General features: G+C 28.5%; 41 protein-coding genes and 1 tRNA gene. 40 read left to right on the top strand and 2 right to left on the bottom strand.

Going from position 1 to position 24,201, the window contains the following annotated elements; translation table 11 throughout:
- The first annotated feature begins 55 nt into the window (after positions 1-55).
- From fkpA to rplQ, 36 genes are all read left to right on the top strand, one after another.
- On the top strand, positions 56-811 hold the full coding sequence (gene fkpA / locus D9V60_RS02705) for an FKBP-type peptidyl-prolyl cis-trans isomerase (RefSeq protein WP_158360798.1): 756 nt from the start codon (positions 56-58) through the stop codon (positions 809-811).
- A gap of 26 nt (positions 812-837) precedes the next feature.
- A complete protein-coding gene (gene tusD / locus D9V60_RS02700; RefSeq protein ID WP_158360797.1) occupies positions 838-1,218 on the top strand; it encodes a sulfurtransferase complex subunit TusD in 381 nt (126 codons plus the stop codon).
- 18 nt (positions 1,219-1,236) lie between these two features.
- A complete protein-coding gene (gene tusC / locus D9V60_RS02695) occupies positions 1,237-1,596 on the top strand; it encodes a sulfurtransferase complex subunit TusC (RefSeq protein ID WP_158360796.1) in 360 nt (119 codons plus the stop codon).
- 12 nt (positions 1,597-1,608) lie between these two features.
- Positions 1,609-1,896: a sulfurtransferase complex subunit TusB gene (gene tusB, locus D9V60_RS02690; protein WP_158360795.1), complete on the top strand. Its 288-nt coding sequence runs from the start codon at positions 1,609-1,611 to the stop codon at positions 1,894-1,896.
- Between the two features lie 118 nt (positions 1,897-2,014).
- On the top strand, positions 2,015-2,389 hold the full coding sequence (gene rpsL / locus D9V60_RS02685) for a 30S ribosomal protein S12 (protein WP_158360794.1): 375 nt from the start codon (positions 2,015-2,017) through the stop codon (positions 2,387-2,389).
- A gap of 36 nt (positions 2,390-2,425) precedes the next feature.
- Positions 2,426-2,896 (top strand): 30S ribosomal protein S7, encoded by a 471-nt coding sequence (gene rpsG, locus D9V60_RS02680; protein ID WP_158360793.1) that lies wholly within the window; start codon positions 2,426-2,428, stop codon positions 2,894-2,896.
- A 90-nt stretch (positions 2,897-2,986) separates the two neighbouring features.
- On the top strand, positions 2,987-5,098 hold the full coding sequence (gene fusA / locus D9V60_RS02675; RefSeq protein WP_158360792.1) for an elongation factor G: 2,112 nt from the start codon (positions 2,987-2,989) through the stop codon (positions 5,096-5,098).
- A gap of 43 nt (positions 5,099-5,141) precedes the next feature.
- Positions 5,142-6,326 carry an elongation factor Tu gene (tuf, locus tag D9V60_RS02670; RefSeq protein ID WP_158360791.1) on the top strand — a complete coding sequence of 395 codons (1,185 nt, stop codon included), beginning with the start codon at positions 5,142-5,144 and terminating at the stop codon, positions 6,324-6,326.
- A 254-nt stretch (positions 6,327-6,580) separates the two neighbouring features.
- Positions 6,581-6,892 carry a 30S ribosomal protein S10 gene (rpsJ, locus tag D9V60_RS02665; RefSeq protein ID WP_053940444.1) on the top strand — a complete coding sequence of 104 codons (312 nt, stop codon included), beginning with the start codon at positions 6,581-6,583 and terminating at the stop codon, positions 6,890-6,892.
- Positions 6,893-6,918: 26 nt separating this feature from the next.
- A complete protein-coding gene (gene rplC / locus D9V60_RS02660) occupies positions 6,919-7,548 on the top strand; it encodes a 50S ribosomal protein L3 (RefSeq protein ID WP_158360790.1) in 630 nt (209 codons plus the stop codon).
- Positions 7,549-7,565: 17 nt separating this feature from the next.
- The gene (gene rplD, locus D9V60_RS02655) at positions 7,566-8,171 is read left to right on the top strand and encodes a 50S ribosomal protein L4 (protein WP_158360789.1); all 606 of its coding nucleotides are present in this window, start codon (positions 7,566-7,568) and stop codon (positions 8,169-8,171) included.
- Positions 8,168-8,470: a 50S ribosomal protein L23 gene (gene rplW / locus D9V60_RS02650; RefSeq protein WP_158360788.1), complete on the top strand. Its 303-nt coding sequence runs from the start codon at positions 8,168-8,170 to the stop codon at positions 8,468-8,470. Before rplD ends, rplW begins: the two co-directional genes overlap by 4 nt.
- 19 nt (positions 8,471-8,489) lie before the next feature.
- Positions 8,490-9,311, top strand: coding sequence for a 50S ribosomal protein L2 (gene rplB / locus D9V60_RS02645; RefSeq protein WP_158360787.1), 822 nt, complete (start codon positions 8,490-8,492; stop codon positions 9,309-9,311).
- A gap of 17 nt (positions 9,312-9,328) precedes the next feature.
- Positions 9,329-9,607, top strand: coding sequence for a 30S ribosomal protein S19 (gene rpsS, locus D9V60_RS02640; RefSeq protein WP_158360786.1), 279 nt, complete (start codon positions 9,329-9,331; stop codon positions 9,605-9,607).
- Between the two features lie 15 nt (positions 9,608-9,622).
- A complete protein-coding gene (gene rplV / locus D9V60_RS02635; RefSeq protein ID WP_158360785.1) occupies positions 9,623-9,955 on the top strand; it encodes a 50S ribosomal protein L22 in 333 nt (110 codons plus the stop codon).
- Positions 9,956-9,973: 18 nt separating this feature from the next.
- Positions 9,974-10,678, top strand: coding sequence for a 30S ribosomal protein S3 (gene rpsC, locus D9V60_RS02630; RefSeq protein WP_158360784.1), 705 nt, complete (start codon positions 9,974-9,976; stop codon positions 10,676-10,678).
- Positions 10,679-10,690: 12 nt separating this feature from the next.
- Positions 10,691-11,101 (top strand): 50S ribosomal protein L16, encoded by a 411-nt coding sequence (rplP, locus tag D9V60_RS02625; protein WP_158360783.1) that lies wholly within the window; start codon positions 10,691-10,693, stop codon positions 11,099-11,101.
- Positions 11,101-11,298, top strand: coding sequence for a 50S ribosomal protein L29 (rpmC, locus tag D9V60_RS02620; RefSeq protein ID WP_158360782.1), 198 nt, complete (start codon positions 11,101-11,103; stop codon positions 11,296-11,298). The genes rplP and rpmC overlap by 1 nt, the downstream gene beginning before the upstream one ends.
- Entirely contained in the window at positions 11,298-11,549 is a 252-nt protein-coding gene (gene rpsQ, locus D9V60_RS02615; protein WP_158360781.1) for a 30S ribosomal protein S17, read from the top strand. Before rpmC ends, rpsQ begins: the two co-directional genes overlap by 1 nt.
- Before the next feature lie 116 nt (positions 11,550-11,665).
- On the top strand, positions 11,666-12,034 hold the full coding sequence (rplN, locus tag D9V60_RS02610) for a 50S ribosomal protein L14 (protein ID WP_158360780.1): 369 nt from the start codon (positions 11,666-11,668) through the stop codon (positions 12,032-12,034).
- A 21-nt stretch (positions 12,035-12,055) separates the two neighbouring features.
- Positions 12,056-12,373 (top strand): 50S ribosomal protein L24, encoded by a 318-nt coding sequence (gene rplX / locus D9V60_RS02605; protein ID WP_158360779.1) that lies wholly within the window; start codon positions 12,056-12,058, stop codon positions 12,371-12,373.
- A gap of 22 nt (positions 12,374-12,395) precedes the next feature.
- Entirely contained in the window at positions 12,396-12,935 is a 540-nt protein-coding gene (rplE, locus tag D9V60_RS02600) for a 50S ribosomal protein L5 (RefSeq protein WP_158360778.1), read from the top strand.
- Positions 12,936-12,964: 29 nt separating this feature from the next.
- Positions 12,965-13,270 (top strand): 30S ribosomal protein S14, encoded by a 306-nt coding sequence (gene rpsN / locus D9V60_RS02595; protein WP_158360777.1) that lies wholly within the window; start codon positions 12,965-12,967, stop codon positions 13,268-13,270.
- Positions 13,271-13,289: 19 nt separating this feature from the next.
- A complete protein-coding gene (gene rpsH, locus D9V60_RS02590; RefSeq protein ID WP_158360776.1) occupies positions 13,290-13,691 on the top strand; it encodes a 30S ribosomal protein S8 in 402 nt (133 codons plus the stop codon).
- Positions 13,692-13,701: 10 nt separating this feature from the next.
- Positions 13,702-14,238, top strand: a complete 537-nt coding sequence (gene rplF, locus D9V60_RS02585; protein WP_158360775.1) for a 50S ribosomal protein L6 — start codon at positions 13,702-13,704, stop codon at positions 14,236-14,238.
- A gap of 1 nt (position 14,239) precedes the next feature.
- Positions 14,240-14,605: a 50S ribosomal protein L18 gene (gene rplR / locus D9V60_RS02580; RefSeq protein ID WP_158360774.1), complete on the top strand. Its 366-nt coding sequence runs from the start codon at positions 14,240-14,242 to the stop codon at positions 14,603-14,605.
- A gap of 14 nt (positions 14,606-14,619) precedes the next feature.
- The gene (rpsE, locus tag D9V60_RS02575) at positions 14,620-15,126 is read left to right on the top strand and encodes a 30S ribosomal protein S5 (RefSeq protein ID WP_158360773.1); all 507 of its coding nucleotides are present in this window, start codon (positions 14,620-14,622) and stop codon (positions 15,124-15,126) included.
- A gap of 10 nt (positions 15,127-15,136) precedes the next feature.
- On the top strand, positions 15,137-15,316 hold the full coding sequence (gene rpmD, locus D9V60_RS02570) for a 50S ribosomal protein L30 (RefSeq protein ID WP_158360772.1): 180 nt from the start codon (positions 15,137-15,139) through the stop codon (positions 15,314-15,316).
- A 3-nt stretch (positions 15,317-15,319) separates the two neighbouring features.
- Positions 15,320-15,754: a 50S ribosomal protein L15 gene (gene rplO, locus D9V60_RS02565; protein ID WP_158360771.1), complete on the top strand. Its 435-nt coding sequence runs from the start codon at positions 15,320-15,322 to the stop codon at positions 15,752-15,754.
- A gap of 10 nt (positions 15,755-15,764) precedes the next feature.
- On the top strand, positions 15,765-17,084 hold the full coding sequence (gene secY / locus D9V60_RS02560) for a preprotein translocase subunit SecY (RefSeq protein WP_158360770.1): 1,320 nt from the start codon (positions 15,765-15,767) through the stop codon (positions 17,082-17,084).
- 30 nt (positions 17,085-17,114) lie between these two features.
- Positions 17,115-17,231, top strand: a complete 117-nt coding sequence (gene rpmJ, locus D9V60_RS02555; protein WP_158360769.1) for a 50S ribosomal protein L36 — start codon at positions 17,115-17,117, stop codon at positions 17,229-17,231.
- A gap of 100 nt (positions 17,232-17,331) precedes the next feature.
- On the top strand, positions 17,332-17,688 hold the full coding sequence (rpsM, locus tag D9V60_RS02550; RefSeq protein ID WP_158360768.1) for a 30S ribosomal protein S13: 357 nt from the start codon (positions 17,332-17,334) through the stop codon (positions 17,686-17,688).
- A 17-nt stretch (positions 17,689-17,705) separates the two neighbouring features.
- The gene (gene rpsK, locus D9V60_RS02545) at positions 17,706-18,098 is read left to right on the top strand and encodes a 30S ribosomal protein S11 (RefSeq protein ID WP_158347961.1); all 393 of its coding nucleotides are present in this window, start codon (positions 17,706-17,708) and stop codon (positions 18,096-18,098) included.
- A gap of 25 nt (positions 18,099-18,123) precedes the next feature.
- The gene (rpsD, locus tag D9V60_RS02540) at positions 18,124-18,744 is read left to right on the top strand and encodes a 30S ribosomal protein S4 (protein WP_158360767.1); all 621 of its coding nucleotides are present in this window, start codon (positions 18,124-18,126) and stop codon (positions 18,742-18,744) included.
- Positions 18,745-18,774: 30 nt separating this feature from the next.
- Positions 18,775-19,764, top strand: a complete 990-nt coding sequence (locus tag D9V60_RS02535) for a DNA-directed RNA polymerase subunit alpha (RefSeq protein ID WP_158360766.1) — start codon at positions 18,775-18,777, stop codon at positions 19,762-19,764.
- A gap of 66 nt (positions 19,765-19,830) precedes the next feature.
- On the top strand, positions 19,831-20,238 hold the full coding sequence (rplQ, locus tag D9V60_RS02530; protein ID WP_158360765.1) for a 50S ribosomal protein L17: 408 nt from the start codon (positions 19,831-19,833) through the stop codon (positions 20,236-20,238).
- 79 nt (positions 20,239-20,317) lie between these two features.
- On the opposite strand, the gene fmt is transcribed toward rplQ, so the two are convergent.
- Both fmt and def read right to left on the bottom strand, forming a co-directional pair.
- Positions 20,318-21,265 carry a methionyl-tRNA formyltransferase gene (gene fmt, locus D9V60_RS02525; RefSeq protein ID WP_158360764.1) on the bottom strand — a complete coding sequence of 316 codons (948 nt, stop codon included), beginning with the start codon at positions 21,263-21,265 and terminating at the stop codon, positions 20,318-20,320.
- Position 21,266: 1 nt separating this feature from the next.
- Entirely contained in the window at positions 21,267-21,791 is a 525-nt protein-coding gene (gene def / locus D9V60_RS02520) for a peptide deformylase (RefSeq protein ID WP_158360763.1), read from the bottom strand.
- Between the two features lie 257 nt (positions 21,792-22,048).
- On the opposite strand from def, the gene D9V60_RS02515 reads away from it, so the two are divergent.
- From D9V60_RS02515 to D9V60_RS02500, 4 genes are all read left to right on the top strand, one after another.
- Positions 22,049-22,522 carry a DUF494 family protein gene (locus D9V60_RS02515; protein ID WP_158360762.1) on the top strand — a complete coding sequence of 158 codons (474 nt, stop codon included), beginning with the start codon at positions 22,049-22,051 and terminating at the stop codon, positions 22,520-22,522.
- Between the two features lie 39 nt (positions 22,523-22,561).
- Entirely contained in the window at positions 22,562-23,134 is a 573-nt protein-coding gene (locus D9V60_RS02510) for a Sua5/YciO/YrdC/YwlC family protein (protein ID WP_158360761.1), read from the top strand.
- On the top strand, positions 23,127-23,957 hold the full coding sequence (aroE, locus tag D9V60_RS02505; protein ID WP_158360760.1) for a shikimate dehydrogenase: 831 nt from the start codon (positions 23,127-23,129) through the stop codon (positions 23,955-23,957). The genes D9V60_RS02510 and aroE overlap by 8 nt, the downstream gene beginning before the upstream one ends.
- Before the next feature lie 149 nt (positions 23,958-24,106).
- Positions 24,107-24,178 (top strand) — tRNA-Glu (locus D9V60_RS02500).
- Positions 24,179-24,201 lie beyond the last annotated feature (23 nt).

The following is a 24,201-nucleotide window of genomic DNA, read 5'->3' as shown; positions in this document are numbered from 1 at the left end:
AGATTATTTAATATAAAATTTTTAAAAAATAAAAATTTATTTAATGGAGCAATAAATGATTTTTTTTCTACTAAAAAGAATTATGTTTTTATTGTTATTATTTTATATTCCTAATTCATATTCAAAAACACAGTTAATTTCTCAATTTCAACCTTCTTTAGAAACTAAAAAAATTTTTAAAAATGAAAATGAAAAAATAGGATATGCGTTAGGAGTTTCTTTAGGTAATTATGTAAATCAATCTTTTGAAAAACAAAAAAAGTTGGGAATTCAATTAGACAAAAATAGTCTTTTATTAGGCATTCAAGATGCTATTTCAAATAACTTACAGTTATCTAGTCAAGAAATTTCTGAAATTCTTGAAAATCTAGAAAAAAAACTTAAAAATGCGACTAAAATTCAAATTAAAAAAGATGAAAAAGAAAATTTAATTCAAGGACAATTGTATATGGAAAAATTTTCTCAAATTAAAGGTGCCCGAAAAACTCACAGTGGTTTAATGTATATTATAGAAAATCCAGGAAAGGGCGAAGAAATAACAGAAAATACAGAAATTACAGTTCATTATAAGGGCTCGTTAATTAACGGGGTAGAATTTGATAATTCATATAGTCGAGGAAAGCCTGTTGTATTTACATTAAAAGATGTAATATTAGGCTGGCAAGAAGGTTTAAAATATATTAAAAAAGGTGGAAAAATTAAGTTAGTTATACCACCTTCATTAGGATATGGAAACACTCCTTTAAATGGGATTCCAGGAAGTTCTACTTTAATTTTTGATATAGAGTTAATTGATGTAAAAAACAATTAAAATATTAGGTAATATAAAAACATATAATGCATTATACAATTTTAGTTACAGGCGCTGCTTATGGCACACAAAATGCAAGTACAGCTTTTTTATTTTGCAAATCATTAATAAAAATGAATCATGTATTAAATAGTGTTTTTTTTTATTGTGATGGTGTACTTAATGCCAATATTATAAACCAACCACCAATTGATGAATTTAACTTAATTACAGGTTGGCAAAAATTATATCAAAAATACAGTGTAAAATTATATGTGTGTGCTAGTGCTGCATTGAGAAGAGGTGTGGTAGAAGATAATACTTTATCTAGATTTACAAAAGGAAATATAGCACCTTTTTTTCAATTAAGCGGATTGTTAGAATTTGGAAATTCCATAAATATTTCAGATCGTATAATACAATTTTAATTTAATATAATATTTTTTATGAAAAAAATTGCTTTTGTTTTTTCTCATGCTCCGCATGGAACAACTCTCGGAAAAGAAGGATTAGATGCTATTTTAGGAGTTTCTTCTATTTTAAAACAAATAAGTTTATTTTTCATCAACGATGGTATTTTTCAATTATTAAAAAGTTATAAATCAGAAAAAATTTTAACTCGTAATTATACTTCTTTATTTTCTGTATTATCTTTGTATGAAATAAAAGATTTTTATTGTTGTAAATTATCTTTATTTCAAAGAGGAGTTAATTTTGATACTGAGTTTATATTACCAGTTAACATATTAAATTCATATTTTTTGCGTTTAAAGTTAGATGATCATGACGCAATTATTAATTTTTAAGGTAAATTTATTATGTTACACACTTTAATACAATCTCCTTATAAAACTAATATACCTCTTCTTATAAGTATGTTAAAAAAACAAGATGATTTTTTAGCTTTGCAAGATGGTGTTTTAATTGCTTTAACTAATAATTTTTTTTTAGATAGCATTATTTTTAGCTCGGCAAATTTATATCTTATCAAGGATGATGTTTATGCTCGCGGAATTATAAATAATATATCTAGTGATTTTACATTAATTAGTTATTTTCATTTCGTTTCATTAACACTTAAAAATAAAACACAGATGACTTGGTAAATTATACTTAGTTGTTTTGATTTATATATCCAGTCCCATAATTCTACATTATAATATAATCTCAATTTTTTTTTATGTTAAAATTCATCATAAAATTAATTATTAAATAGGAGTATATATGGCCACGGTTAATCAATTGGTCCGAAAACCTCGTTTACGAAAACTAATAAAAACAAATGTACCAGCTTTATCAAATAGCCCTCAAAAAAGAGGGGTGTGTACTCGAGTTTATACGACAACCCCTAAAAAACCTAATTCAGCATTACGTAAAGTTTGCCGTGTAAGGTTAACTAATGGATTTGAAGTAACAGCATATATAGGTGGAGAAGGTCATAATTTACAAGAACATTCTGTTATTTTAATACGTGGCGGAAGAGTTAAGGATTTACCTGGTGTTCGATATCATGTAATTAGAGGTTCTTTAGATTGTGCTGGTGTTAAAGATCGAAAAAAAGGTCGATCTAAATACGGTGTTAAAAAAACAAAAGTTTAATTATTTAATAAATAACAAAAATTTTAAGGAGATTTTATGCCTCGTCGTCGTATTATTACTGCTCGAAAAATTTTGCCAGATCCAAAATTTTCTTCAGATTTATTAGCTAAATTTATTAATATCTTAATGGTAGATGGAAAAAAATCCATCGCTGAAGTAATTGTTTATACTGCTCTTAAAAATTTATCGAAACGATCAGAAAAAAAAGAATTAGAAGCGTTTGAAATTGCTTTGGAAAACGTTCGTCCCACTGTAGAAGTTAAATCACGTCGAGTTGGTGGTTCTACATACCAGGTTCCTGTTGAAGTACGTCCAATACGTCGAAACGCATTAGCTATGCGATGGATTATAGATTCAGCTCGTAAAAGATCAGATAAATCTATGGCTTTACGTTTATCAAATGAATTATATGATGCACTTGAAAACAAAGGGGCTTCCGTTAAAAAACGAGAAGAAGTTCATCGTATGGCTGAAGCGAATAAAGCATTTGCTCATTATCGTTGGTAATTTTTTTAAAATTTTTAAAATTTATATTTAGCAAGTATTTTAATTTTGCTTATTTACAATAACCTTTAAAAACTAAAAGTAAAATTTATTATGTCCCGTACAACACCTATTTCTAGATATCGAAACATTGGAATTAGTGCACATATAGATGCTGGTAAAACTACTACTACAGAAAGAATTCTTTTTTATACTGGAATCAATCATAAAATTGGCGAAGTACATGATGGTGCAGCAACCATGGATTGGATGGCGCAAGAACAAGAAAGAGGAATTACAATTACATCTGCCGCTACTACTGCTTTTTGGAGTGGTATGGGTAAACAGTTTAAATCTCATAGAATTAATATTATTGATACCCCTGGACACGTAGATTTTACTATAGAAGTAGAACGTTCTATGCGTGTTTTAGATGGTGCAGTTATGGTTTATTGTGCAGTAGGTGGTGTTCAACCTCAATCTGAAACAGTTTGGAGACAAGCGAATAAATATAATGTACCTCGTATAGCTTTTATCAATAAAATGGATCGTATGGGAGCAAATTTTTTTAGAGTTATAAAACAAATTAAAACACGATTAGGAGGTAATCCTGTACCTTTACAGTTACCCATTGGCTCGGAAGAATGTTTTACAGGCGTCATAGATTTAATTAAAATGAAAGCGATTGAATGGCAAGATTTTGATCAAGGAATTACTTTTACTTATAAAGATATTCCTATAAATATGCTTAAATTATCTGAAAAATGGCATCAAAATTTAATTGAATCAGCTGTTGAATCTAATGAAGATCTTATGGAAAAATATTTAAATGGAAAAGAATTATCTGAAAAAGAAATAAAAAAAGAACTACGAAAACGTTCTTTAAATAATGAAATTACACTTATTACTTGTGGTTCTGCTTTTAAAAATAAAGGAGTACAAGCATTATTAGATGCAATAGTTGAATATCTGCCTGCTCCTAATGATGTTCAAGCTATTAAAGGTATTTCATCAAATAATCAAACAAACGCTCCTGCTTTTAGATCATCGAATGATGATGCTCCATTTTCAGCTTTAGCATTTAAAATTGCCACTGACCCATTTGTAGGAAATTTAACATTTTTTAGAGTATATTCTGGGATAGTAAAGTCAGGAGATACTGTTTTTAACTCTGTCAAATCTCAACGTGAAAGATTTGGTAGAATTGTTCAAATGCATGCAAATAAAAGAGAAGAGATAAAAGAAGTGTATGCAGGTGATATAGCAGCTGCCATTGGATTAAAAGATGTTACTACTGGTGATACATTATGTGATTTAAACAAACCTATTATATTAGAACGAATGGAGTTTCCAGAACCAGTAATATCAATTTCTGTAGAACCTAAAACAAAAGCTGATCAAGAAAAAATGGGTTTAGCATTAAGTAGATTAGCTAAAGAAGATCCTTCTTTTAAAGTTCATACTGATCAAGAATCTAATCAAACAATTATTTCTGGAATGGGTGAATTGCATTTAGAGATTATTGTGGATCGAATGAAACGGGAATTTAGTGTTGATGCTAATATTGGAAAACCCCAAGTAGCATATCGTGAGACTATTTTAAATAAAGTTACTGATATTGAAGGAAAACATATTAAACAATCTGGTGGTAGAGGACAGTATGGTCATGTTGTTATAGAACTTTTTCCATTAGAACCAGGAGGATTAGGTTATTCATTTATCAATGATATTAAAGGCGGTGTAATACCTAATGAGTATATTTCTGCCATTGATAAAGGTATTCAAGAACAATTAAAATATGGACCTTTAGCAGGTTATCCAGTAGTTGATATAGGTGTTCGCCTTTATTTTGGATCTTATCATGATGTTGATTCTTCGGAGTTAGCGTTTAAGCTTGCTGCTTCTTTAGCATTTAAAAAAGGTTTTAAACAAGCTAAACCTATTTTATTAGAACCTATCATGAAAGTTGAGGTAGAAACACCTGATGATTATATGGGAGATGTTATTGGTGATTTAAATCGTCGAAGGGGTATTATTGAAGGAATGCAAGATTTATCTATGGGTAAAATTATTAATGCTTGCGTTCCTTTATCTGAAATGTTTGGTTATGCAACTGATTTACGCTCTCAAACACAAGGGAGAGCATCTTATTCTATGGAGTTTTTAAAGTATGTTGAAGCACCATCTAGCGTTTCTGACGTGATCATTCAAAAAAAAGCTAAGTAATTCTATTTACAATATTTCAACTAAAATTATCAAGGATACAATAATGTCAAAAGAAAAATTTCAACGTTTAAAACCTCATATTAATGTCGGAACTATTGGTCATGTAGATCATGGTAAAACAACATTAACTGCAGCAATTACTACTGTATTATCAAAAAAATATGGAGGTTCTGCACGTGCTTTTGATCAAATAGATAATGCTCCAGAAGAAAAAGCTAGGGGAATTACAATTAACACTTCTCATGTAGAATACGATACTGAGCTAAGACATTATGCTCATGTTGATTGCCCAGGTCATGCAGACTATATTAAAAATATGATTACTGGCGCAGCTCAAATGGATGGGGCTATTTTAGTAGTAGCTGCTACTGATGGGCCTATGCCTCAAACACGCGAACATATTTTACTTGGAAGACAAGTTGGCGTTCCCTATATTGTTGTTTTTTTAAATAAATGCGATATGGTAGACGACGAAGAATTATTAGAATTAGTAGAAATGGAAGTTCGTGATTTATTAACTCAATATGATTTTCCAGGAGATGATACCCCTATTGTTCGCGGATCAGCGTTAAAAGCATTAGAAGGAGATTCTGAATGGGAATCTAAAATATTAGAATTATCTAAATTTTTAGATAGCTATATTCCTGAACCAAAAAGAGCAATTGATCAACCTTTTTTATTACCTATAGAAGATGTTTTTTCTATATCAGGAAGAGGAACAGTTGTTACGGGAAGAGTTGAAAAAGGAATCATTAAAGTTGGTGAAGAAGTGGAAATTGTAGGAATCAAAAAAACAACTAAAACTACTTGTACCGGTGTTGAAATGTTTAGAAAATTATTAGATGAAGGCCGAGCAGGTGAAAATGTAGGTGTTTTACTTCGTGGTACGAAACGTGATGAAATTGAAAGAGGTCAAGTTTTAGCAAAACCTGGTAGTATTCATCCGCACACAACATTTGAGTCTGAAGTATATGTTTTGTCAAAAGAAGAAGGTGGTCGACATACTCCTTTTTTTAAAGGATATCGTCCTCAGTTTTATTTTCGAACTACTGATGTTACAGGTTCTATTGAATTACCTGAAGGCGTGGAAATGGTAATGCCTGGGGACAATATAAAAATGACTGTTACTTTAATTCATCCAATTGCTATGGCTGATGGACTAAGGTTTGCAATACGTGAAGGTGGTAGAACTGTTGGTGCAGGGGTTGTTTCTAAAGTGTTAGTTTAATTTTTTATGATGTAATATTTACACTGTACTTAGTTGAATTTATTAAGAAAAGAGTATAAAATGCTCTTTTCTTGGTATTAATATTGATAATATAGATTTATTTGATTTAAATAAAATAATTTTATAAAATATTTATATATTTAACAACACTCCTAATTAGGAGTTATATAGAAGTTATTATTAATTACATCCATTCTCTAAAAATAGAGAAAGGCAAAATTTTTATTTTTTAATAAAATTGGAGTTCTGGTATCATGCAGAACCAAAGAATTCGTATTCGTTTAAAGGCATTTGATCATAGATTAATTGATCAATCAACTACAGAAATTGTTGAAACAGCAAAAAGAACTGGTGCACAAGTACGTGGACCTATTCCACTTCCAACTCGTAAAGAACGGTTTACAATTTTAATTTCTCCACATGTTAATAAGGATGCACGTGATCAATATGAGATTCGTACACATAAACGATTGATTGATATAGTAGAGCCTACTGAAAAAACTGTTGATGCACTAATGCGGCTTGATCTTGCTGCTGGTGTAGATGTTCAAATTAGTTTAGGTTAATTAGACAGATATATAAGGTTTTTAAAATGATTGGTTTAGTTGGTAAAAAAGTTGGTATGACTCGTATTTTTACCAAGGAAGGATGCTCGGTTCCTGTTACCGTAATTGAATTTAAAGAGAATCGAATAACACAAATAAAAAATATAAAAACCGATGGATATTGTGCTATTCAGATTACAACAGGTATAAAAAAATTAAATAGACTTAAAAAACCACAATCAGGTCATTATTTAAAAGCAGGTGTTATTCCAGGCTGTGGTTTATGGGAATTTAAAACAAATTTAAATGAAAATTTTAAATTAGGACAAAGTGTTGAAATTAATATTTTTAATAAGGTTAAAAAAGTAGATATTACAGGTTTTTCTAAAGGAAAAGGTTTTTCTGGTACTGTAAAACGTTGGAATTTTCGCACTCAAGATGCAACACATGGAAACTCATTATCTCATAGAGTACCAGGATCTATTGGTCAAAATCAAACTCCTGGTAGAGTCTTTAAAGGAAAAAAAATGGCAGGACAATTAGGAAATAAACGTGTTACAGTACAAAATTTAAACATAATACGTATTGATGAAAATCGTAATTTACTTCTAGTAAAAGGCGCCGTTCCTGGCCCTGTAGGTAGTGATCTTATTGTTAAACCAGCTATTAAGATTTGAGGAATAAGGAATTAAGCATGGAATTAGTAGTTAAAGACGTGCAAAACCTTCTTAGTGTTTCTGAAATCATTTTTGCTCGAGATTTTAATGAAGCTCTAATTCATCAAGTGGTTGTTGCTTATTCAGCGTCTACTCGTCAAGGTACGAGAGCACAAAAAAGTCGTGCTGATGTTTCTGGTTCAGGTAGAAAACCATGGCGCCAAAAAGGAACAGGACGTGCTCGTGCAGGTTCTTTCAGAAGTCCTATTTGGCGTTCAGGAGGAGTAACATTTGCAGCAAAACCTCAAGAACATTCTCAAAAAATTAACAAAAAAATGTATCGTGGTGCATTAAAAAGTATTTTTTCTGAATTAATACGTCAAAAAAGACTCATTATTTTTAAAAATTTTTCATTAACGTTACCTAAAACAAAATTATTAGTTGAAAAGTTAAAAGAAATAAATTTAAAAAATGTTCTTATTATTACCTATAAATTAGATAAAAATTTATTTCTTGCTTCTAGAAATTTATATTCAGTTGATGTAAAAGATATAAATTCCATAGATCCAGTTAGTTTAATCGCTTTTGATCATGTTGTAATTACTGTAGAAGCTTTAAAAAAAATAGAGGAAATACTTTCATGATTTCTGAAGAGCGTTTGTTAAAAATATTACTCTCTCCACATATTTCTGAAAAATCGTCTATATTGATGGAAAAGTTTAATACTGTTGTTTTAAAAGTTTTAAAAAGTTCTACTAAATATGAAATTAAATCTGCAGTACAAAAGTTATTTAATATACAAGTAGAAAGTATTAAAACAGTGTGTGTTCAAGGTAAAAAAAAGCGCCAATCTAATCGTATTGTTTTACGTAAAGATTGGAAAAAAGCATATATTAAAATAAAAAAAGGTCAAAATTTAGACTTTATGGGAAATTTAGAGTAGGTAGCTAGAGGAAATAAAAATGGCGATTGTTAAATGTAAACCAACATCTCCAGGTCGACGTCATGTTATTAAAGTTGTCAATAAGGAATTATATAAAGGCAATCCACATTCTTCACTTATTACAAAAAAAAGTAAAACTGGAGGTCGGAATAATAACGGTCGGATTACCACTAGACATATAGGAGGTGGACATAAACGAGCATATCGTATTATAGATTTTAAAAGAAATAAAGATAATATAGATGCCGTTATAGAAAGGTTTGAATATGATCCTAATCGATCTTCTAATATTGCTTTAATATTGTATAAAGATGGAACACGAAGTTATATTTTAGCTCCTAAAGGTTTAAAAATAGGTGATACTATTACATCTGGACTAAATGTTCCTATAAAAATAGGAAATACTTTACCAATTAAGAATATTCCTATTGGCTCATTCATTCATAATGTTGAAATGAAACCAGGAAAAGGAGGTCAAATTGCCAGATCTGCAGGAAGTTATGTTCAATTAGTTGCTCGTGATAAAGATTATGCAACTTTACGATTAAGATCTGGAGAAATGAGAAAAACTGAGTCTAATTGCAGAGGGACAATCGGTGAAGTAGGGAACTCAGAACATATGTTGAAAGTTCTAGGAAAAGCTGGTGCTTCAAGATGGGTTGGAACTCGACCAACTGTTCGAGGTACTGCTATGAACCCAGTAGATCATCCTCATGGAGGTGGTGAAGGAAGAAATTTTGGAAAGCATCCAGTAACTCCTTGGGGTGTTCAAACAAAGGGAAGAAAGACTCGAAAAAATAAACGTACTGAAAAATTTATTTTACGTCATCGTCATAAATAACTTTAGAGAATCATTTTATGCCACGTTCCTTGAAAAAAGGTCCTTTTATTGATGTTAGTTTATTTAAAAAAGTAGAAAAAGCAGTAAAATTAAATGATAAAAAACCTTTAAAAACCTGGTCTAGACGTTCAACAGTATTTCCTAATATGGTTGGTTTAACAATATCTGTTCATAATGGTCGAAATCATATTCCAGTTTTTATTACTGAAGAAATGGTTGGACATAAATTAGGTGAATTTTCTTTAACTCGTACCTATAGAGGACATACTGCAGATAAAAAAGTGAAAAAACGTTAGAAAAAAGAGGAACAAATGGAAACTTTAGCTCAACATCGAAAAGCTCGATCTTCTGCTCAAAAAATTCGTTTGATAGCAGATTTAATTCGTGGTAAAAAAGTGCCACAAGCATTAAACATACTAAGTTTTAACAATAAAAAAGCAGCAGTTTTAGTCAAAAAAGTACTAGAATCAGCTATAGCAAATGCAGAACATAATGATGGTGTTGATATAGATCAATTAAAAGTTAAAAATATATTTGTAGATGAAGGTTCCGCAATGAAAAGAATGATGCCTCGTGCTAAAGGGCGAGCGGATCGAATTTTAAAACGTACTAGTCATATTACTGTAATTGTTTCTGATTGTTAATGTTTTGGAGAACAAGTAATGGGTCAAAAAGTCCATCCTAATGGCATGCGATTGGGTATAATTAAAAAGTGGAACTCTGTATGGTTTTCAAATACTAAAGAGTTTGCGGATCATTTGGATAGTGATTATAAAGTTCGTCAATTTTTAATGAAAGAATTAATAAAAGCATCAGTTTCTCGTATTGTAATTGAAAGGCCTGCGAAGAGTATTCGTGTTACTATCTATACAGCTAGACCAGGTATTGTAATAGGCAAAAAAGGCGAAGATGTTGAAAAGCTAAGAATTGTTATTGCAAAAATCACTGGTGTTCCAGCTCAAATTAATATTTCTGAAGTTAAAAAACCTGAATTAGATGCCAAACTTGTTTCAGATAGTATTACTTCTCAATTAGAACGAAGAGTTATGTTTCGAAGAGCTATGAAAAGATCTGTTCAAAATGCAATGAGACAAGGAGCAAAAGGTATTAAGGTAGAAGTAAGTGGTAGACTAGGTGGTGCTGAAATAGCTCGTAGAGAATGGTATAGAGAGGGAAGAGTTCCATTACATACTCTTCGTGCAAATATTGATTATAGTATTTCAGAAGCACATACAACATATGGTGTAATAGGTGTAAAAGTTTGGATTTTTAAAGGTGAAATATTAGGTGGAATGTCAACTATTGAGCAATTAGAAAAAAAACCATCTATTCCATCAAAAAAGCAACATCGTAAAAATCGAAAGTAGGAGAATCTATTAATGTTGCAACCAAAACGTACTAAATTTCGTAAAATGCATAAAGGTAGAAATCGTGGTCTTGTAATTGGTGCTAATATTGATTTTGGTATTTTTGGACTAAAAGCTGTTGATCGAGGACGTTTAACGGCTCGACAAATTGAATCTGCACGAAGAGCTATAACACGTTGTATTAAAAGACAAGGAAAAATTTGGATACGTATTTTCCCTGACAAACCTATTACACAAAAACCATTAGAAGTTCGAATGGGAAAAGGAAAAGGTAATGTTGAGTATTGGGTTGCTCTAATACAACCTGGTAAAATTCTTTATGAAATAGATGGAGTATCTGAAGAAGAGTCTCGTGTAGCGTTTAAGTTAGCTGCATCAAAATTGCCTATTAAAACTACTTTTGTAACTAAAATGGTGATGTAATGAAGGAGTTATTAAAATTTCGAAAAAAAAATTCACAAGATCTTAATATAGAAATATTACAATTATTGAGAGAACAATTTAATCTTCGCATGCAATCTGCATCTGGAAAATTAAAACAACCACATTTATTACGAAAAGTCAGACGAAATATTGCAAAAATAAAAACGATATTAACTGAAAAAGAGCGTCTTAAATAATGGAAAAAGTTCGTATTTTACAAGGTCGTGTTATAAGCGACAAAATGCACAAATCAGCTGTAGTATCAATTGAACGATTTGTAAAACATGCGATTTATAAAAAATTTGTTAAAAAAACTACTAAACTTCATATTCATGATGAAAAAAATGAGTGTGCTATAGGTGATTTAATAGAAATTCGAGAATCTAGACCAATTTCTAAAACTAAATCTTGGGTTTTAGTTCGTGTTGTTGAAAAAACTATTTTTTAAAACCATGTTAAAACATGATCAAACTTAGGTCTGCTCATGTTTTTTATTAATACAAAAATCACTGATTTTATAAAATAAATATTATATATTATGATTTTATTTGGAAATAATACAATATGATTCAGGAACAAACTATTTTAAATGTAGCTGATAATTCTGGAGCACGTTCAGCTATGTGTATTAAAGTATTAGGTGGTTCTCGTCGTCGTTATGCTAGAATAGGTGATATAATTAAGATTACAGTAAAAGAAGCTATACCTAGAGGAAAAGTAAAAAAAGGAGAAGTATTAAAAGCAGTTGTTGTTAGAACAAAAAAAGGAGTTAGAAGATCTGACGGTTCTACTATTCGTTTTGACAATAATGCTTGCGTAGTTTTAAATAATAATGAACAACCAGTGGGAACTCGTATTTTCGGTCCTGTCACTCGAGAATTAAGAAATGAAAAATTTATGAAAATTATTTCATTAGCTCCTGAAGTTTTATAATAAAAATTCAAGGAATATAAAATGGCATTAAAGTTTCGTCAAAATGATGAAGTAATTATTTTAACAGGAAAAGAAAAAGGTAAAAAAGGTATAATTAAAAATATTTTATCTCCTAATAAAGTAATTATTCAAGGTTTAAATTTAGTAAAAAAACATCAAAAACCCGTTCCTTCTCAAAATAAAAAGGGTGGTATTCTTGAAAAAGAAGCACCTATACATATTTCAAATATCGCTATTTTTAATCCAGAGTCTAAAAAATCAGACCGTATTGGTTTTAGATTCGAAGAAGGTAAAAAAGTTCGTTTTTTCAAATCAAATGGGAAAACAGTTAAAAAATAGTTGTAATATTTTGGAGCAATTAATGACTAAATTATATAGTTATTATAAAACAAAAATAGTCAAAAATCTTATGACAACATTAAATTATAGTTCTATTATGCAAGTCCCTAGAATTGATAAAATCGTTTTAAATATGGGTGTAGGATCTGCTGCTTCTGATAAAAAAACTTTAGAGAATGCTATTTTAGATTTAACTGCAATATCTGGACAAAAACCAATAATTACTAAAGCAAGAAAATCTGTGGCTGGTTTTAAAATTCGAAAAGGTTATCCTATTGGGTGCAAAGTAACATTACGTGGTAAAAGAAAATGGGATTTTTTAGAACGTTTAATTAGTATTGCAATTCCTCGTATTAGAGATTTTCGAGGCTTTTCAATTAATTCCTTTGATGGTCAAGGAAATTATAGCTTAGGAATACGAGAGCAGATTATTTTTCCTGAAATTGATTACGATAAAATTGATCGTGTTCGCGGATTAGATGTAACAATTGCAACTACTGCAAAATCAAATCATGAAGGTCATTTATTATTATCTGCGTTTAATTTTCCTTTCCGTAAATAATATAAATTAATATAATTTAAGGTTATCTAATGGCCAAACAATCAATGAAAGCACGTGAAGCAAAACGTATAAAATTAGCTAATAAATTTTACACTCAACGTATGGCATTAAAAAATATTATTAATAACACTAATCTTTCAGAAGAAGAGCGTTGGAATGCTGTACTTAAATTACAAGTTTTTCCTCGTGATTCTAGCCCATCTCGACAAAGAAATCGATGTCGTCAAACAGGTCGTCCACATGCTTTTTTGCGAAAATTTGGTCTTAGTCGCATTAAAGTCAGAGAAGCAGCTATGAAAGGTGAAATTCCTGGTTTAAAAAAAGCTAGTTGGTAAATTTCTTAGGAGTTAAAAAATGAGTATGCAAGATCCAGTAGCTGATATGTTAACACGTATTAGAAACGGTCAATCAGCGAACAAATATTCTGTTAAAATACCTTCTTCTAAATTAAAATATTCCATAATAAAATTATTAAAAAAAGAAGGTTATATTAACGATTATAGTATAAGTAATATAAAAGATAAAAACAAATTAGAATTAGAAGTGATTTTAAAGTATTTCAAAGGAAAATCTGTAATAGAAAAAATTCAACGGGTAAGTCGTCCAAGTTTACGAATATATAAAAAAAAGAATGATTTACCTAAAGTTATGGCTGGATTAGGTATTGCTATAATTTCTACTTCTCATGGTATTATGACAGATCATATGGCACGAAAATCTGGTCTCGGTGGCGAAATTATATGTTACGTGGCTTAAAGGAGGAAAAATGTCTCGTGTTGCTAAACGTCCAATTTCAATTCCTAAAGATATTAAAGTTGAATTAAATTCACAATCAATATCTATTCAAGGAAAACATGGTCATCTTTTACGTACTATTCATCCTTCAGTTGAAATAAAATATTTAAATAATATAATTACTTTTTCGGCACGTTTAGGTTTTTCAGATGGTTGGGCACAAGCCGGTACATCAAGAGCTCTTGTTTCTTCGATGATTACAGGAGTATCAAAAAAGTTTAGCAAAAAATTGCAATTTTCTGGTGTAGGTTATCGTGTTTCAATAACAAAAGATAATATTATTAATATGTCTTTAGGGTATTCTCACCCTATTTTATATTCTTTACCTCCTTATATTGAAGTCGAATGTTTATCTCCTACAGAAATTGTTATTAAAGGAGTAGATAAGCAATTAGTCGGACAAGTTGCAGCTAATTTAAGGTCTTATCGTAAACCTGAACCTTATAAAGGAAAAGGTATTCGATATTCAGATGAAATTGTGCGTGTAAAAGAGGCTAAAAAAAAGTAAAATGATTGTTTCTAAAAATTATAAAATAAACTCTCGTATACGTAGATTGAAAAAATTACGTTGTCAAATGAAATCATTAGGTGCTACTCGTTTAGTTATTCATCGTACTTCTCGACATATTTATGCTCAAATAATTTCTTCTGAATCAAAAGTTTTAGTTTGTGCCTCTACTCTAGAAAAAGAAATTAAATTTAGTTTAAAATATACTGGAAATAAAGAAGCTGCTAAAATTATTGGAAAAATTATTGCTGAAAGAGCTTTGTCAAAAAGCATATCTAATGTTTCATTTGATCGTTCTGGTTTTAAATATCATGGCCGTATAAAAGCATTAGCAAACTCTGCTCGAAATTTTGGATTAAAGTTTTAAGGTGAAATAATAGTATGGCTAACATTGAAAAAAAAAATAATAATGAATTACAAGAAAAATTAATAACTGTTAATCGTGTCTCTAAAACAGTAAAAGGTGGTCGTATTTTTTCATTTACAGCTTTAACAGTAGTAGGTAATGGAAATGGACGAGTTGGTTTTGGTTATGGGAAAGCACGTGAAGTTCCAGCAGCAATTCAAAAAGCTATGGAAAAAGCAAGACGTAATATGATTACTATACCATTAGTTAATAAAACTTTACAACATCCTTTAAAAGGATCTCACACCGGATCTAACATTTTTATGAAACCTGCTTCAGATGGTACTGGTATTATTGCAGGAGGTGCTATGCGAGCTGTTTTAGAAGTTGCTGGAGTACATAATGTGCTTGCTAAAACATATGGATCCACTAATCCTATTAATGTAGTTCGAGCTACTATGAATGGCTTGATTAATATGAAATCTCCAGAAATGATAGCAGCAAAAAGAGATAAATCTATTAAATATATATTAGGAGGGTAAACTTTAATCGATGAAAACTATTAAAATTACTCAAATTAAAAGTTCAATAGGAAGAATCCCTAGACATAAAAAAACATTGTTTGGTTTAGGATTACGTCATATTGGGCATACCGTTATTCTTGAAGATACTCCTTCGATTCGAGGAATGATTAAAAAAGTATCGTATATTTTAAAAATACAAGAGAAATAATTTATGCATTTAAATAGTTTATCTCCATCATATGGATCTAAAAAAAACCGAAAACGATTAGGTCGGGGTATTGGTTCTGGTTTTGGAAAAACTGCCGGAAGAGGGCATAAGGGTCAAAAATCTAGATCTGGTGGTAGTATAAATCGTGGTTTTGAAGGTGGTCAAATGCCTTTATACAGAAGACTTCCTAAATTTGGATTTAGATCTAGAAAAAAAAATATTACTACCGAAGTGAGATTATCTCAAATATCACAATTATCAACTAATATAATTGATTTAAATACTTTAAAAGAACAAAATATTATTAATAAAAATATTAAATATGTAAAAATTATTCTTTCAGGAGAACTAAAAGTACCTTTAATATTGCGTGGATTACGTATTACTCGAGGCGCCCGTATAGCTATTGAAAATAATGGCGGTAAAATTGAAGGATAATTGGTAAATAATGATTAATAAATTAGGAATGAATTTTAAAAATTCTAAAAAAAGTATTAATGAACTTAAAAGTAGAATTATTTTTGTAATAATTTCATTAATTATTTTTCGTATTGGTTCTTTTATTCCTATACCTGGAATTGATACTACAATTTTGGCTAGAATATTAAATAATCAAAAAGGTACTATTTTTGAAATGTTTAATATGTTTTCTGGTGGAGCTCTTAATCGTGCTTCTATTTTCGCATTAGGTATTATGCCTTATATATCAGCTTCTATTATTATTCAATTATTAACTTTAGTAGTGCCTTTTTTGTCTGAAATTAAAAAAGAAGGAGATTCAGGTCGTTATAAAATTAATCAATATACAAGATATGCTACTTTAATATTAGCTCTTTTTCAGTCAGTTGGTGTTGTTACAGGTTTATCTAGTATATCTAGTGTACGCTCTATTATAATTAATGCAGATTTTTATTTTTATTTTACTGCAATTATTATATTAATCACTGGAACTATGTTTTTAATGTGGCTAGGAGAGTTAATTACAGAATGCGGTATTGGAAATGGTATTTCTATTATAATTTTTACAGGAATAATAGCAGGTCTTCCTTCTGCAATAATACATACAATTGAACAGACTAGGCAAGGTCATTTACATTTATTATTATTTTTATCTGTTGTGATATTAATTTTTTTAGTTGTTTTTTTAGTTGTTTTTATTGAACGTAGTCAAAGAAAAATTATTGTGCATTATGCTCAACGTCAAAAAGGTCGTCGTATTTATTCAGCACAAAGTACTCATTTACCTTTAAAAGTGAATATGTCTGGTGTTATACCTGCGATATTTGCTTCTAGTGTTGTTTTATTTCCTGCGACTATTATATCTTGGTTTGGAATAGATAAAAAATATAGTTTTTTTAAAACTATTTTATTTTATTTTCAACCAAATCAATCTTTATATTTAGTTTTATATATAACTTCTATTATTTTCTTTTGTTTTTTTTATACTGGATTAATTTTTAATCCTCGCGAAACTGCAGATAACTTAAAGAAATCAGGTGCGTTTATTTCAGGAATTAGACCAGGTGAGCAAACAGCTAAATACATTAATAAAATTATGTTGAGATTAACATTATTTGGTTCTTTATATATTACATTTATTTGTTTAGTTCCTGAATTTATGAGAAGTGCTATGAATGTTCCATTCTATTTTGGTGGCACATCATTATTAATTGTAGTTGTAGTGATTATGGATTTTATTGCTCAAATTCAAACTTTAATAATGTCTAGTCAATATGAATCTATACTGAAAAAAGCGAAGTTAAATTAAATAAAGTTTTTAATAATTAAGGATTTTTTAATGAAAGTAAAAGCTTCTGTTAAAATACTTTGTCGAAATTGTAAAATTATACGACGTAATAATGTTGTAAGAGTTATATGTAGTAATGATCCTAAGCATAAACAACGTCAAGGTTAAAGTAAAAGTAAAATACTTTATTGAAATTCACTAATATTATAATATATATTGATAAGTCTATATGTTTATTTATCTCAATAAGTTTTAAGGATTATATAAAATGGCTCGTATTGCAGGTATTAATATTCCTGAAAATAAACAAACATTAATTGCATTAACAGCAATATATGGAATTGGAAAAAAAAGATCTAAGATAATTTGTATGCATTCAAATATTCCAGAAACTATGAAAATTATAGATTTAAAAGAATCAGATATTGAGTTATTAAGAGAAAATGTTGCTAAATATCTCGTTGAAGGTGATTTAAGAAGAGAAAAAACTTTAAATATTAAACGTTTAATTGATCTTAATTGTTATCGTGGTGTACGTCATCGTAAAAGTCTTCCAGTTCGTGGGCAAAGAACAAAAACAAATGCTCGTACTTGTAAAGGTCCTAGAAAAGCAATAAAAAAATAATTTAGGTAATTTTAATTATGGTAAAAAATTCAGTTATTCGAACACGTAAACGTATAAAAAAACAAATAACAGATGGTATAGCACATATTCATGCTTCGTTTAATAATACTATTGTGACTATTACTGATCGTCAAGGAAATTCTTTAGGATGGGCAACTTCTGGAGGATCTGGTTTTAGGGGTTCTAGAAAATCAACTCCTTTTGCTGCACAAGTCGCGGCTGAACGTTGCGCAGAAATAGTCAAAGATTATGGTATAAAAAACTTAGAAGTAATGGTAAAAGGTCCAGGTCCAGGTAGAGAATCTACTATTAGAGCTTTAAATGCTGCTGGATTTCGTATTACAAATATTACTGATGTTACACCTATTCCTCATAATGGTTGCCGTCCTCCTAAAAAACGTCGTGTTTAAATTTTAGGAATTATTGGAGAATCAAATGGCAAAATATTTAGGTCCTAAATTAAAATTAAGTCGACGTGAAGGAACTGATTTATTTTTAAAATCTGGATTTCGTTCAATAGAATCAAAATGTAAATTAGAACATCCACCTGGACAACATGGAATTCGAAAGCCTAGGTTGTCTGATTATGCAATTCAATTACGCGAAAAACAAAAAGTACGTCGTCTTTATGGTGTATTAGAAAGACAATTTAGAATATATTATAAAAAAGCTTCACGTTTAAAAGGTAATACTGGAGAAAATTTATTACAAATTTTAGAAAGAAGACTTGATAATGTAGTATATCGCATGGGATTTGGATGTACTCGTGCTGAATCAAGACAGTTGATTAGTCATAAATCTATTCAAGTTAATAATCATATTGTTAATATTGGATCATATCAAGTGTCTCCTGATGATCGAATTTCTGTTAAAAACAAGTCAAAAAGTCAATCTCGAATAAAAGCTGCTTTAGAATTAACTGAACAAAGAGAAAAACCAATTTGGATCGAAGTAGATTCGATTAAAATGGAAGGAATTTTTAAACGTTTTCCCGAACGTTCAGATTTATCTGCAGAAATTAATGAACATTTGATTGTTGAACTTTATTCTAAGTAATAAGTTTACTATTAGATATAGAGGTTTATTGTGCAGAATTCTATTATAGGTTTTTTAAAACCACGTTTAGTTGATATTGAGCAAATTACTCCAACTCATACTAAAGTTACATTAGAACCATTAGAACGTGGTTTTGGTCATACTCTTGGCAATGCATTACGAAGAATTTTGTTATCTTCTATGCCAGGTTGCGCTGTAACAGAAGTAGAAATTGACGGTGTTTTACATGAATACAGTACTAAAGAAGGAATTCAAGAAGATATTTTAGAAATTTTATTAAATTTAAAAGGATTAGCAATTAAGTTACATGGGAAAGATGAAGTTTTTATCACTTTAAAAAAATCAGGAATTTGTTGTGTAACTGCTGCAGATATTATACATGATAGCGATGTTGAGATTATAAAACCAAATCATATTATTTGTCACTTAACAGATAACAATGCTTCTATTCAAATGAGAATTAAAGTACAACGCGGAAGAGGTTATATTCCAGCTTCTTCTCGAGTACATGTAGAGGATGATTTAAGGCCTATAGGCTGTTTATTAGTTGATGCATGTTATAGTCCTATTAATCGTATTGTTTATAATGTTGAAGCTGCACGAGTTGAACAAAGAACAGATTTAGATAAATTAATTATTGAAATGAAAACAAATGGTACAATTGATCCTGAAGAAGCCATAAGACGTGCTGCAACTATTTTATCGGAACAATTAGAAGCATTTGTTGATTTAAGAGATGTTAAAGAACCAGAGGTTAAAGAAGAAAAACCTGAGTTTGAACCTATTTTATTGCGTCCCGTAGATGATTTAGAGCTAACTGTACGATCAGCTAATTGTCTTAAAGCTGAATCTATACATTATATAGGTGACTTGGTACAAAAAACAGAAGTTGAACTTTTAAAAACACCTAATTTAGGTAAAAAATCATTAACTGAAATTAAAGATATATTAGCTTCTCGTAATTTATCTCTTGGAATGAAATTAGAAAAATGGCCTCCATTAAATATTTTAGAAGAATAATTTTTTGTTATTTATCACGTATATACATTAATATATTATTGATGGTTTTTATGAAGGTATAAAATTATGAGACATCGGAAAATTGGTCGTCAGTTAAATTGTAATAGTAGCCATCGTAATGCCATATTTAAAAATATGGCGTGTTCATTATTTTTAAATGAAATAATAAAAACTACATTAGCAAAAGCGAAAGAACTTCGTCGAATTGTCGAGCCTATGATTACTGTTTCTAAAATAGATAGTGTTGCTCGTAGAAGATTAATTTTTTCAAGAGTTAGAAATAATGAAGTAGTCGCTAAATTATTTCAAAATTTAGGCCCTATTTTTTCTAATAGATGCGGTGGTTATACGCGTATTTTAAAATGTGGATTTCGAGCAGGAGATAAAGCTCCTATGGCTTATATTGAGCTGGTTGATCGTGTAAAAAAAAAGACAAAATTAAATAGCCTTAAAAATATAAAAACTGATATTTAAAAATAAATATTGTCATATAATTAAGCAAACGGAAGTATACCGTTTGCTCGTATATTATATAAATAAAATTAAAATATTTTTATGATAATATTTTACCAAGTTTAAAATTATGTTTTTTTGAAAGTATTATTTCTTGTATATTTGAAATATTTTTACCAGGCATTTGTATTTTTTCAACATTTAATATTTTGTTTTTTGTAGTTATTTGTATTCCACTTTTATCAATAGAAATAATTTTACCTGTTATATGATTATAAATAGTATTTTCTATTACTCTTGCTTTCCAAACTTTAATAGGTAGTTGATCCATAATAAAATAACATATTGGCCAAGGATTAAAAGCACGTATTAGTCTTTCTAAAAAATCTGCGTCTTTATTCCAATTTAATAATGCATCTGATTTAAGAATTTTTTTTGAAAAAGTAGCATGTTTTTCATCTTGCTTAGTTTCGATCCAGATATTATTATTTATTTGATATAAAGATTTTAGTAATGTTTCAATTCCAATTTTAATGAGTTTTAAAGATAATGTTGCCGATGTTTCTTGAGAAGAGATCTTGCATTCTTTTAACATTATTATATTTCCAGCATCAATTTTATTATTCATTCTAATAATACTTATGCCGGTTTTTTTATCTCCAAATAAAATTGACGATTGAATCGGAGATGCTCCTCGCCATCTAGGTAATAATGAAGCATGAACGTTAATACATCCTTTTGGAAACATAGATAACATTTTTTCCGGTATTATTTGACCATATGAAACTACTATCATAATTTCTGCAGAAAAATTTAAGATTATTTTTTGAAATTTTTCATCATCTAGTTTTAATGGTTGTAAAATAGGAATATTTTCTTTAATTGCTGTTTTTTTTACAGGAGAAAAAATTATTTTTTGACCTCTTCCAGATGGACGGTCTGGTTGAGTAATTACAGCTTTTATATTGTATTTATATTTAATTAAAGCAGATAAATGTTTTTCAGAAAAATATGATGTTCCTGCAAAAATAATTTTTAGTTTTTTCAAATTATTTTATGTCCTTTTCAAGTATTTTATTTTTTTTGTTTATTTTGTTAATTTTTTTTTCAATTCTTTCTTTTTTTAATAAAGATAAATAATCTATAAATAATTTTCCTTTCAAATGATCAATTTCATGTTGTATACAAACAGAAAATATTGAATTTGCTTCTATTTCTATTTCTTTTCCAAATAAGTTTAAAGCTTTTACTTTAATGTAATCTGATCGTGGTATGAAAGCACGGTACTCTGGAATAGATAAACATCCTTCTTGAATACTAATATTTCCTTTTTGTTCGACAATTCTAGGATTCACAAGTATTAAATGTTCTTTTTTTAAATTTTCTTTACTAACAACTATCATTTGCAATTGAATATTAACTTGTGTTGCTGCCAAACCAATACCTTCATTTGTATACATAGTATCCAACATGTTATAAGCTAAATTTTTTATTGCTTTTGTAATTTTATTAATAGGTTTTGCAATAAGTCTTAATCTCTGATCTGGATATTGTAATATTTTTAAAACAGACATATATTTAGTTATATTATTTGTAAAATTATTTAATTTTATAGTATAAACTCTTTTAATATAATTAAAAGTTAACTTTTAAGACTTTTAAAAATTTTTCATTTTTAGTTGATATAGAAATTAATCATTATTAAATGAATTTACTAATTTTTAATATATTAAAAAGTTTTATATATTAAACATTTAAAACATTTTTAAAAATAATATGTAAAATATATTATTAAATATTTAAATTTTTTCGATATGTAGTTGAGGATATAATGTTTGAAATATTAATATATTTATTTGAAACTTATGTTCATAGTGAATCAGAAATGTCTATTGATTATGAAAGTCTAACAAATGATTTGTCAGATATAGGTTTTCAACGAAAAGATATTTATAATGCACTACGCTGGCTAAAAAATTTATCTTGTTATAAAAAAAACAACCTTTCATCTATTAGTTTAGCCTCAAATCAAATTTCAACACGAATTTATAATCAAGAAGAATTGTTTAAATTGAATTCTGATTGTCGTGGTTTTATACTTTTTTTAGAACAATTAGAAATATTAACTTTCGATACGCGTGAAATGATTATTGAAAGAATTATGGCTTTAGAAATAAACGAGTTAAATCTTGAGGATTTGAAATGGATTATTTTAATTGTTTTATTTAATGCTCCAGGATGTGAAATAGTTTATAAAAAACTTGAAAATTTATTATTCAATTTTACAACAGAAACAATACATTAAGTTTTTAAACAAATAAGATTTTTATATGAGAATTATTCAATGATCAAAAATTTTCATTTAAATTCATTAGTATACTGTATACAAAAATTATATTGTAAAAAAATAATTGCATATCCTACAGAATCTATGTTTGGGTTAGGATGCGATCCTGATAGTAAAATAGCTGTAGACAAATTATTAAATTTAAAGAAAAGAAATATAAAAAAGGGTTTTATATTAGTAGCTGCTTATTATAATCAAATAAAAAAATATATTGATGAAACTAAAATTTCAGTTAATCAAAAAAAAAATATGTTTCATTATTGGCCTGGACATTTTACATTTTTGGTTCCATCAAGTTCTTTAACTCCTTATTGGTTAACCGGAAAGTCTAATAATATAGCAGTACGTATTAGCAACCATTTAAGCATTGTTAAATTATGTAATACTTTTGGAAAGCCGTTAATATCAACAAGTGCTAATTTTTCAAATATGCCTCCATGTCTTACTAGAGAAAGTGTTTTAAAAAATTTTGGAAAAGATTTTCCATTATTTAATGGTAATATAGGAGATGAAAAAAATCCTTCTAAAATAATTAATATTATGAATGGAAATTTAATTCGTTATGCGTAAACACAAAAATGAAGATTTTAATTATGCTTTATTTGGAAATCCTATTCATCATAGTCAATCTCCTCAAATTCATAATTTTTTTGCGAAACAAACTAAAATTTTACATATTTATAAAGCTATTAATATTCCATTAAACCAATTTTCTTTATTAGTTAATTATTTTTTTGAAAATAATATTCAAGGAGCTAATGTTACCTCACCTTTTAAAAAAGAAGCATATTTTCTTTCTAATAAATTAAGTAAAAGAGCTCAAATTGCTAAGTCTGTAAACACATTAAAAAAAATAGATAACAAATGCATTTTAGGAGATAACACTGATGGTGTTGGATTATTATCTGATTTAAATAGATTAAAATTCATAAAAAAGAATTTTTCTATATTGATATTAGGGGCTGGAGGAGCTGTTCAAGGCGTGCTTTTATCAATTTTATCGTTAGGATGCTCAGTTTATATTTTAAATAGAACAGTTTCGAATGCTATAAGTGTAGTTAATCAATTTAAACAATATGGAAATATTAAGATATTTGAAAAAAATGATTTAAAAAATAATTTTTTTGATTTAGTAATTAATGGATTATCTAGAAATGTTCAATATAAAAATAATTTGATTCCATTATCTTTGTTATCTTCTAAAACTTTTTTTTATGATATGAATTATGGATTAGAGAATACTCCTTTTCTTAATTGGTGCATGAAAATAAATGCAAAGTATGTTGCAGATGGAATAGGAATGCTAGTTTTTCAAGCAGCTCATTCTTTTTTAGAATGGCATGGTATTTTACCGAAAACAGATTATATTATTGATATATTAAATAAAAATTAATTTTTTTATATGAATTAATTTATAAACACTTAAAATATAATGAATAAAAATTTTATATATTTGCTGAATATCAAAAAAATACTTGACTCTTTTTTTTCGATCTGTATTATTTACTTAATATAAAACAATAATTTTATATATAACTAAAAGTCCCCTTCGTCTAGAGGTTAGGACATCGCCCTTTCACGGCGGCAACAGGGGTTCAAATCCCCTAGGGGACGAAATAAAAATAATTTTTTTAAAA

Origin of the sequence: Buchnera aphidicola (Aphis craccivora) (assembly GCF_005082145.1) — a bacterium.
GTDB classification, from domain to species: Bacteria; Pseudomonadota; Gammaproteobacteria; order Enterobacterales; family Enterobacteriaceae; genus Buchnera; species Buchnera aphidicola_U.
Note: the sequence above shows the minus strand (reverse complement) of the source record. Positions and strands in the feature narration are given on the sequence as shown.

Bases quoted from the DNA above. Each gene is read 5' to 3' on its own strand.
- fkpA (WP_158360798.1), top strand. From the start codon at position 56: ATGATTTTTTTTCTACTAAAAAGAATTATGTTTTTATTGTTATTATTT.
- tusD (WP_158360797.1), top strand. From the start codon at position 838: ATGCATTATACAATTTTAGTTACAGGCGCTGCTTATGGCACACAAAAT.
- tusC (WP_158360796.1), top strand. From the start codon at position 1,237: ATGAAAAAAATTGCTTTTGTTTTTTCTCATGCTCCGCATGGAACAACT.
- tusB (WP_158360795.1), top strand. From the start codon at position 1,609: ATGTTACACACTTTAATACAATCTCCTTATAAAACTAATATACCTCTT.
- rpsL (WP_158360794.1), top strand. From the start codon at position 2,015: ATGGCCACGGTTAATCAATTGGTCCGAAAACCTCGTTTACGAAAACTA.
- rpsG (WP_158360793.1), top strand. From the start codon at position 2,426: ATGCCTCGTCGTCGTATTATTACTGCTCGAAAAATTTTGCCAGATCCA.
- fusA (WP_158360792.1), top strand. From the start codon at position 2,987: ATGTCCCGTACAACACCTATTTCTAGATATCGAAACATTGGAATTAGT.
- tuf (WP_158360791.1), top strand. From the start codon at position 5,142: ATGTCAAAAGAAAAATTTCAACGTTTAAAACCTCATATTAATGTCGGA.
- rpsJ (WP_053940444.1), top strand. From the start codon at position 6,581: ATGCAGAACCAAAGAATTCGTATTCGTTTAAAGGCATTTGATCATAGA.
- rplC (WP_158360790.1), top strand. From the start codon at position 6,919: ATGATTGGTTTAGTTGGTAAAAAAGTTGGTATGACTCGTATTTTTACC.
- rplD (WP_158360789.1), top strand. From the start codon at position 7,566: ATGGAATTAGTAGTTAAAGACGTGCAAAACCTTCTTAGTGTTTCTGAA.
- rplW (WP_158360788.1), top strand. From the start codon at position 8,168: ATGATTTCTGAAGAGCGTTTGTTAAAAATATTACTCTCTCCACATATT.
- rplB (WP_158360787.1), top strand. From the start codon at position 8,490: ATGGCGATTGTTAAATGTAAACCAACATCTCCAGGTCGACGTCATGTT.
- rpsS (WP_158360786.1), top strand. From the start codon at position 9,329: ATGCCACGTTCCTTGAAAAAAGGTCCTTTTATTGATGTTAGTTTATTT.
- rplV (WP_158360785.1), top strand. From the start codon at position 9,623: ATGGAAACTTTAGCTCAACATCGAAAAGCTCGATCTTCTGCTCAAAAA.
- rpsC (WP_158360784.1), top strand. From the start codon at position 9,974: ATGGGTCAAAAAGTCCATCCTAATGGCATGCGATTGGGTATAATTAAA.
- rplP (WP_158360783.1), top strand. From the start codon at position 10,691: ATGTTGCAACCAAAACGTACTAAATTTCGTAAAATGCATAAAGGTAGA.
- rpmC (WP_158360782.1), top strand. From the start codon at position 11,101: ATGAAGGAGTTATTAAAATTTCGAAAAAAAAATTCACAAGATCTTAAT.
- rpsQ (WP_158360781.1), top strand. From the start codon at position 11,298: ATGGAAAAAGTTCGTATTTTACAAGGTCGTGTTATAAGCGACAAAATG.
- rplN (WP_158360780.1), top strand. From the start codon at position 11,666: ATGATTCAGGAACAAACTATTTTAAATGTAGCTGATAATTCTGGAGCA.
- rplX (WP_158360779.1), top strand. From the start codon at position 12,056: ATGGCATTAAAGTTTCGTCAAAATGATGAAGTAATTATTTTAACAGGA.
- rplE (WP_158360778.1), top strand. From the start codon at position 12,396: ATGACTAAATTATATAGTTATTATAAAACAAAAATAGTCAAAAATCTT.
- rpsN (WP_158360777.1), top strand. From the start codon at position 12,965: ATGGCCAAACAATCAATGAAAGCACGTGAAGCAAAACGTATAAAATTA.
- rpsH (WP_158360776.1), top strand. From the start codon at position 13,290: ATGAGTATGCAAGATCCAGTAGCTGATATGTTAACACGTATTAGAAAC.
- rplF (WP_158360775.1), top strand. From the start codon at position 13,702: ATGTCTCGTGTTGCTAAACGTCCAATTTCAATTCCTAAAGATATTAAA.
- rplR (WP_158360774.1), top strand. From the start codon at position 14,240: ATGATTGTTTCTAAAAATTATAAAATAAACTCTCGTATACGTAGATTG.
- rpsE (WP_158360773.1), top strand. From the start codon at position 14,620: ATGGCTAACATTGAAAAAAAAAATAATAATGAATTACAAGAAAAATTA.
- rpmD (WP_158360772.1), top strand. From the start codon at position 15,137: ATGAAAACTATTAAAATTACTCAAATTAAAAGTTCAATAGGAAGAATC.
- rplO (WP_158360771.1), top strand. From the start codon at position 15,320: ATGCATTTAAATAGTTTATCTCCATCATATGGATCTAAAAAAAACCGA.
- secY (WP_158360770.1), top strand. From the start codon at position 15,765: ATGATTAATAAATTAGGAATGAATTTTAAAAATTCTAAAAAAAGTATT.
- rpmJ (WP_158360769.1), top strand. From the start codon at position 17,115: ATGAAAGTAAAAGCTTCTGTTAAAATACTTTGTCGAAATTGTAAAATT.
- rpsM (WP_158360768.1), top strand. From the start codon at position 17,332: ATGGCTCGTATTGCAGGTATTAATATTCCTGAAAATAAACAAACATTA.
- rpsK (WP_158347961.1), top strand. From the start codon at position 17,706: ATGGTAAAAAATTCAGTTATTCGAACACGTAAACGTATAAAAAAACAA.
- rpsD (WP_158360767.1), top strand. From the start codon at position 18,124: ATGGCAAAATATTTAGGTCCTAAATTAAAATTAAGTCGACGTGAAGGA.
- rplQ (WP_158360765.1), top strand. From the start codon at position 19,831: ATGAGACATCGGAAAATTGGTCGTCAGTTAAATTGTAATAGTAGCCAT.
- def (WP_158360763.1), bottom strand. From the start codon at position 21,791: ATGTCTGTTTTAAAAATATTACAATATCCAGATCAGAGATTAAGACTT.
- D9V60_RS02515 (WP_158360762.1), top strand. From the start codon at position 22,049: ATGTTTGAAATATTAATATATTTATTTGAAACTTATGTTCATAGTGAA.
- D9V60_RS02510 (WP_158360761.1), top strand. From the start codon at position 22,562: ATGATCAAAAATTTTCATTTAAATTCATTAGTATACTGTATACAAAAA.
- aroE (WP_158360760.1), top strand. From the start codon at position 23,127: ATGCGTAAACACAAAAATGAAGATTTTAATTATGCTTTATTTGGAAAT.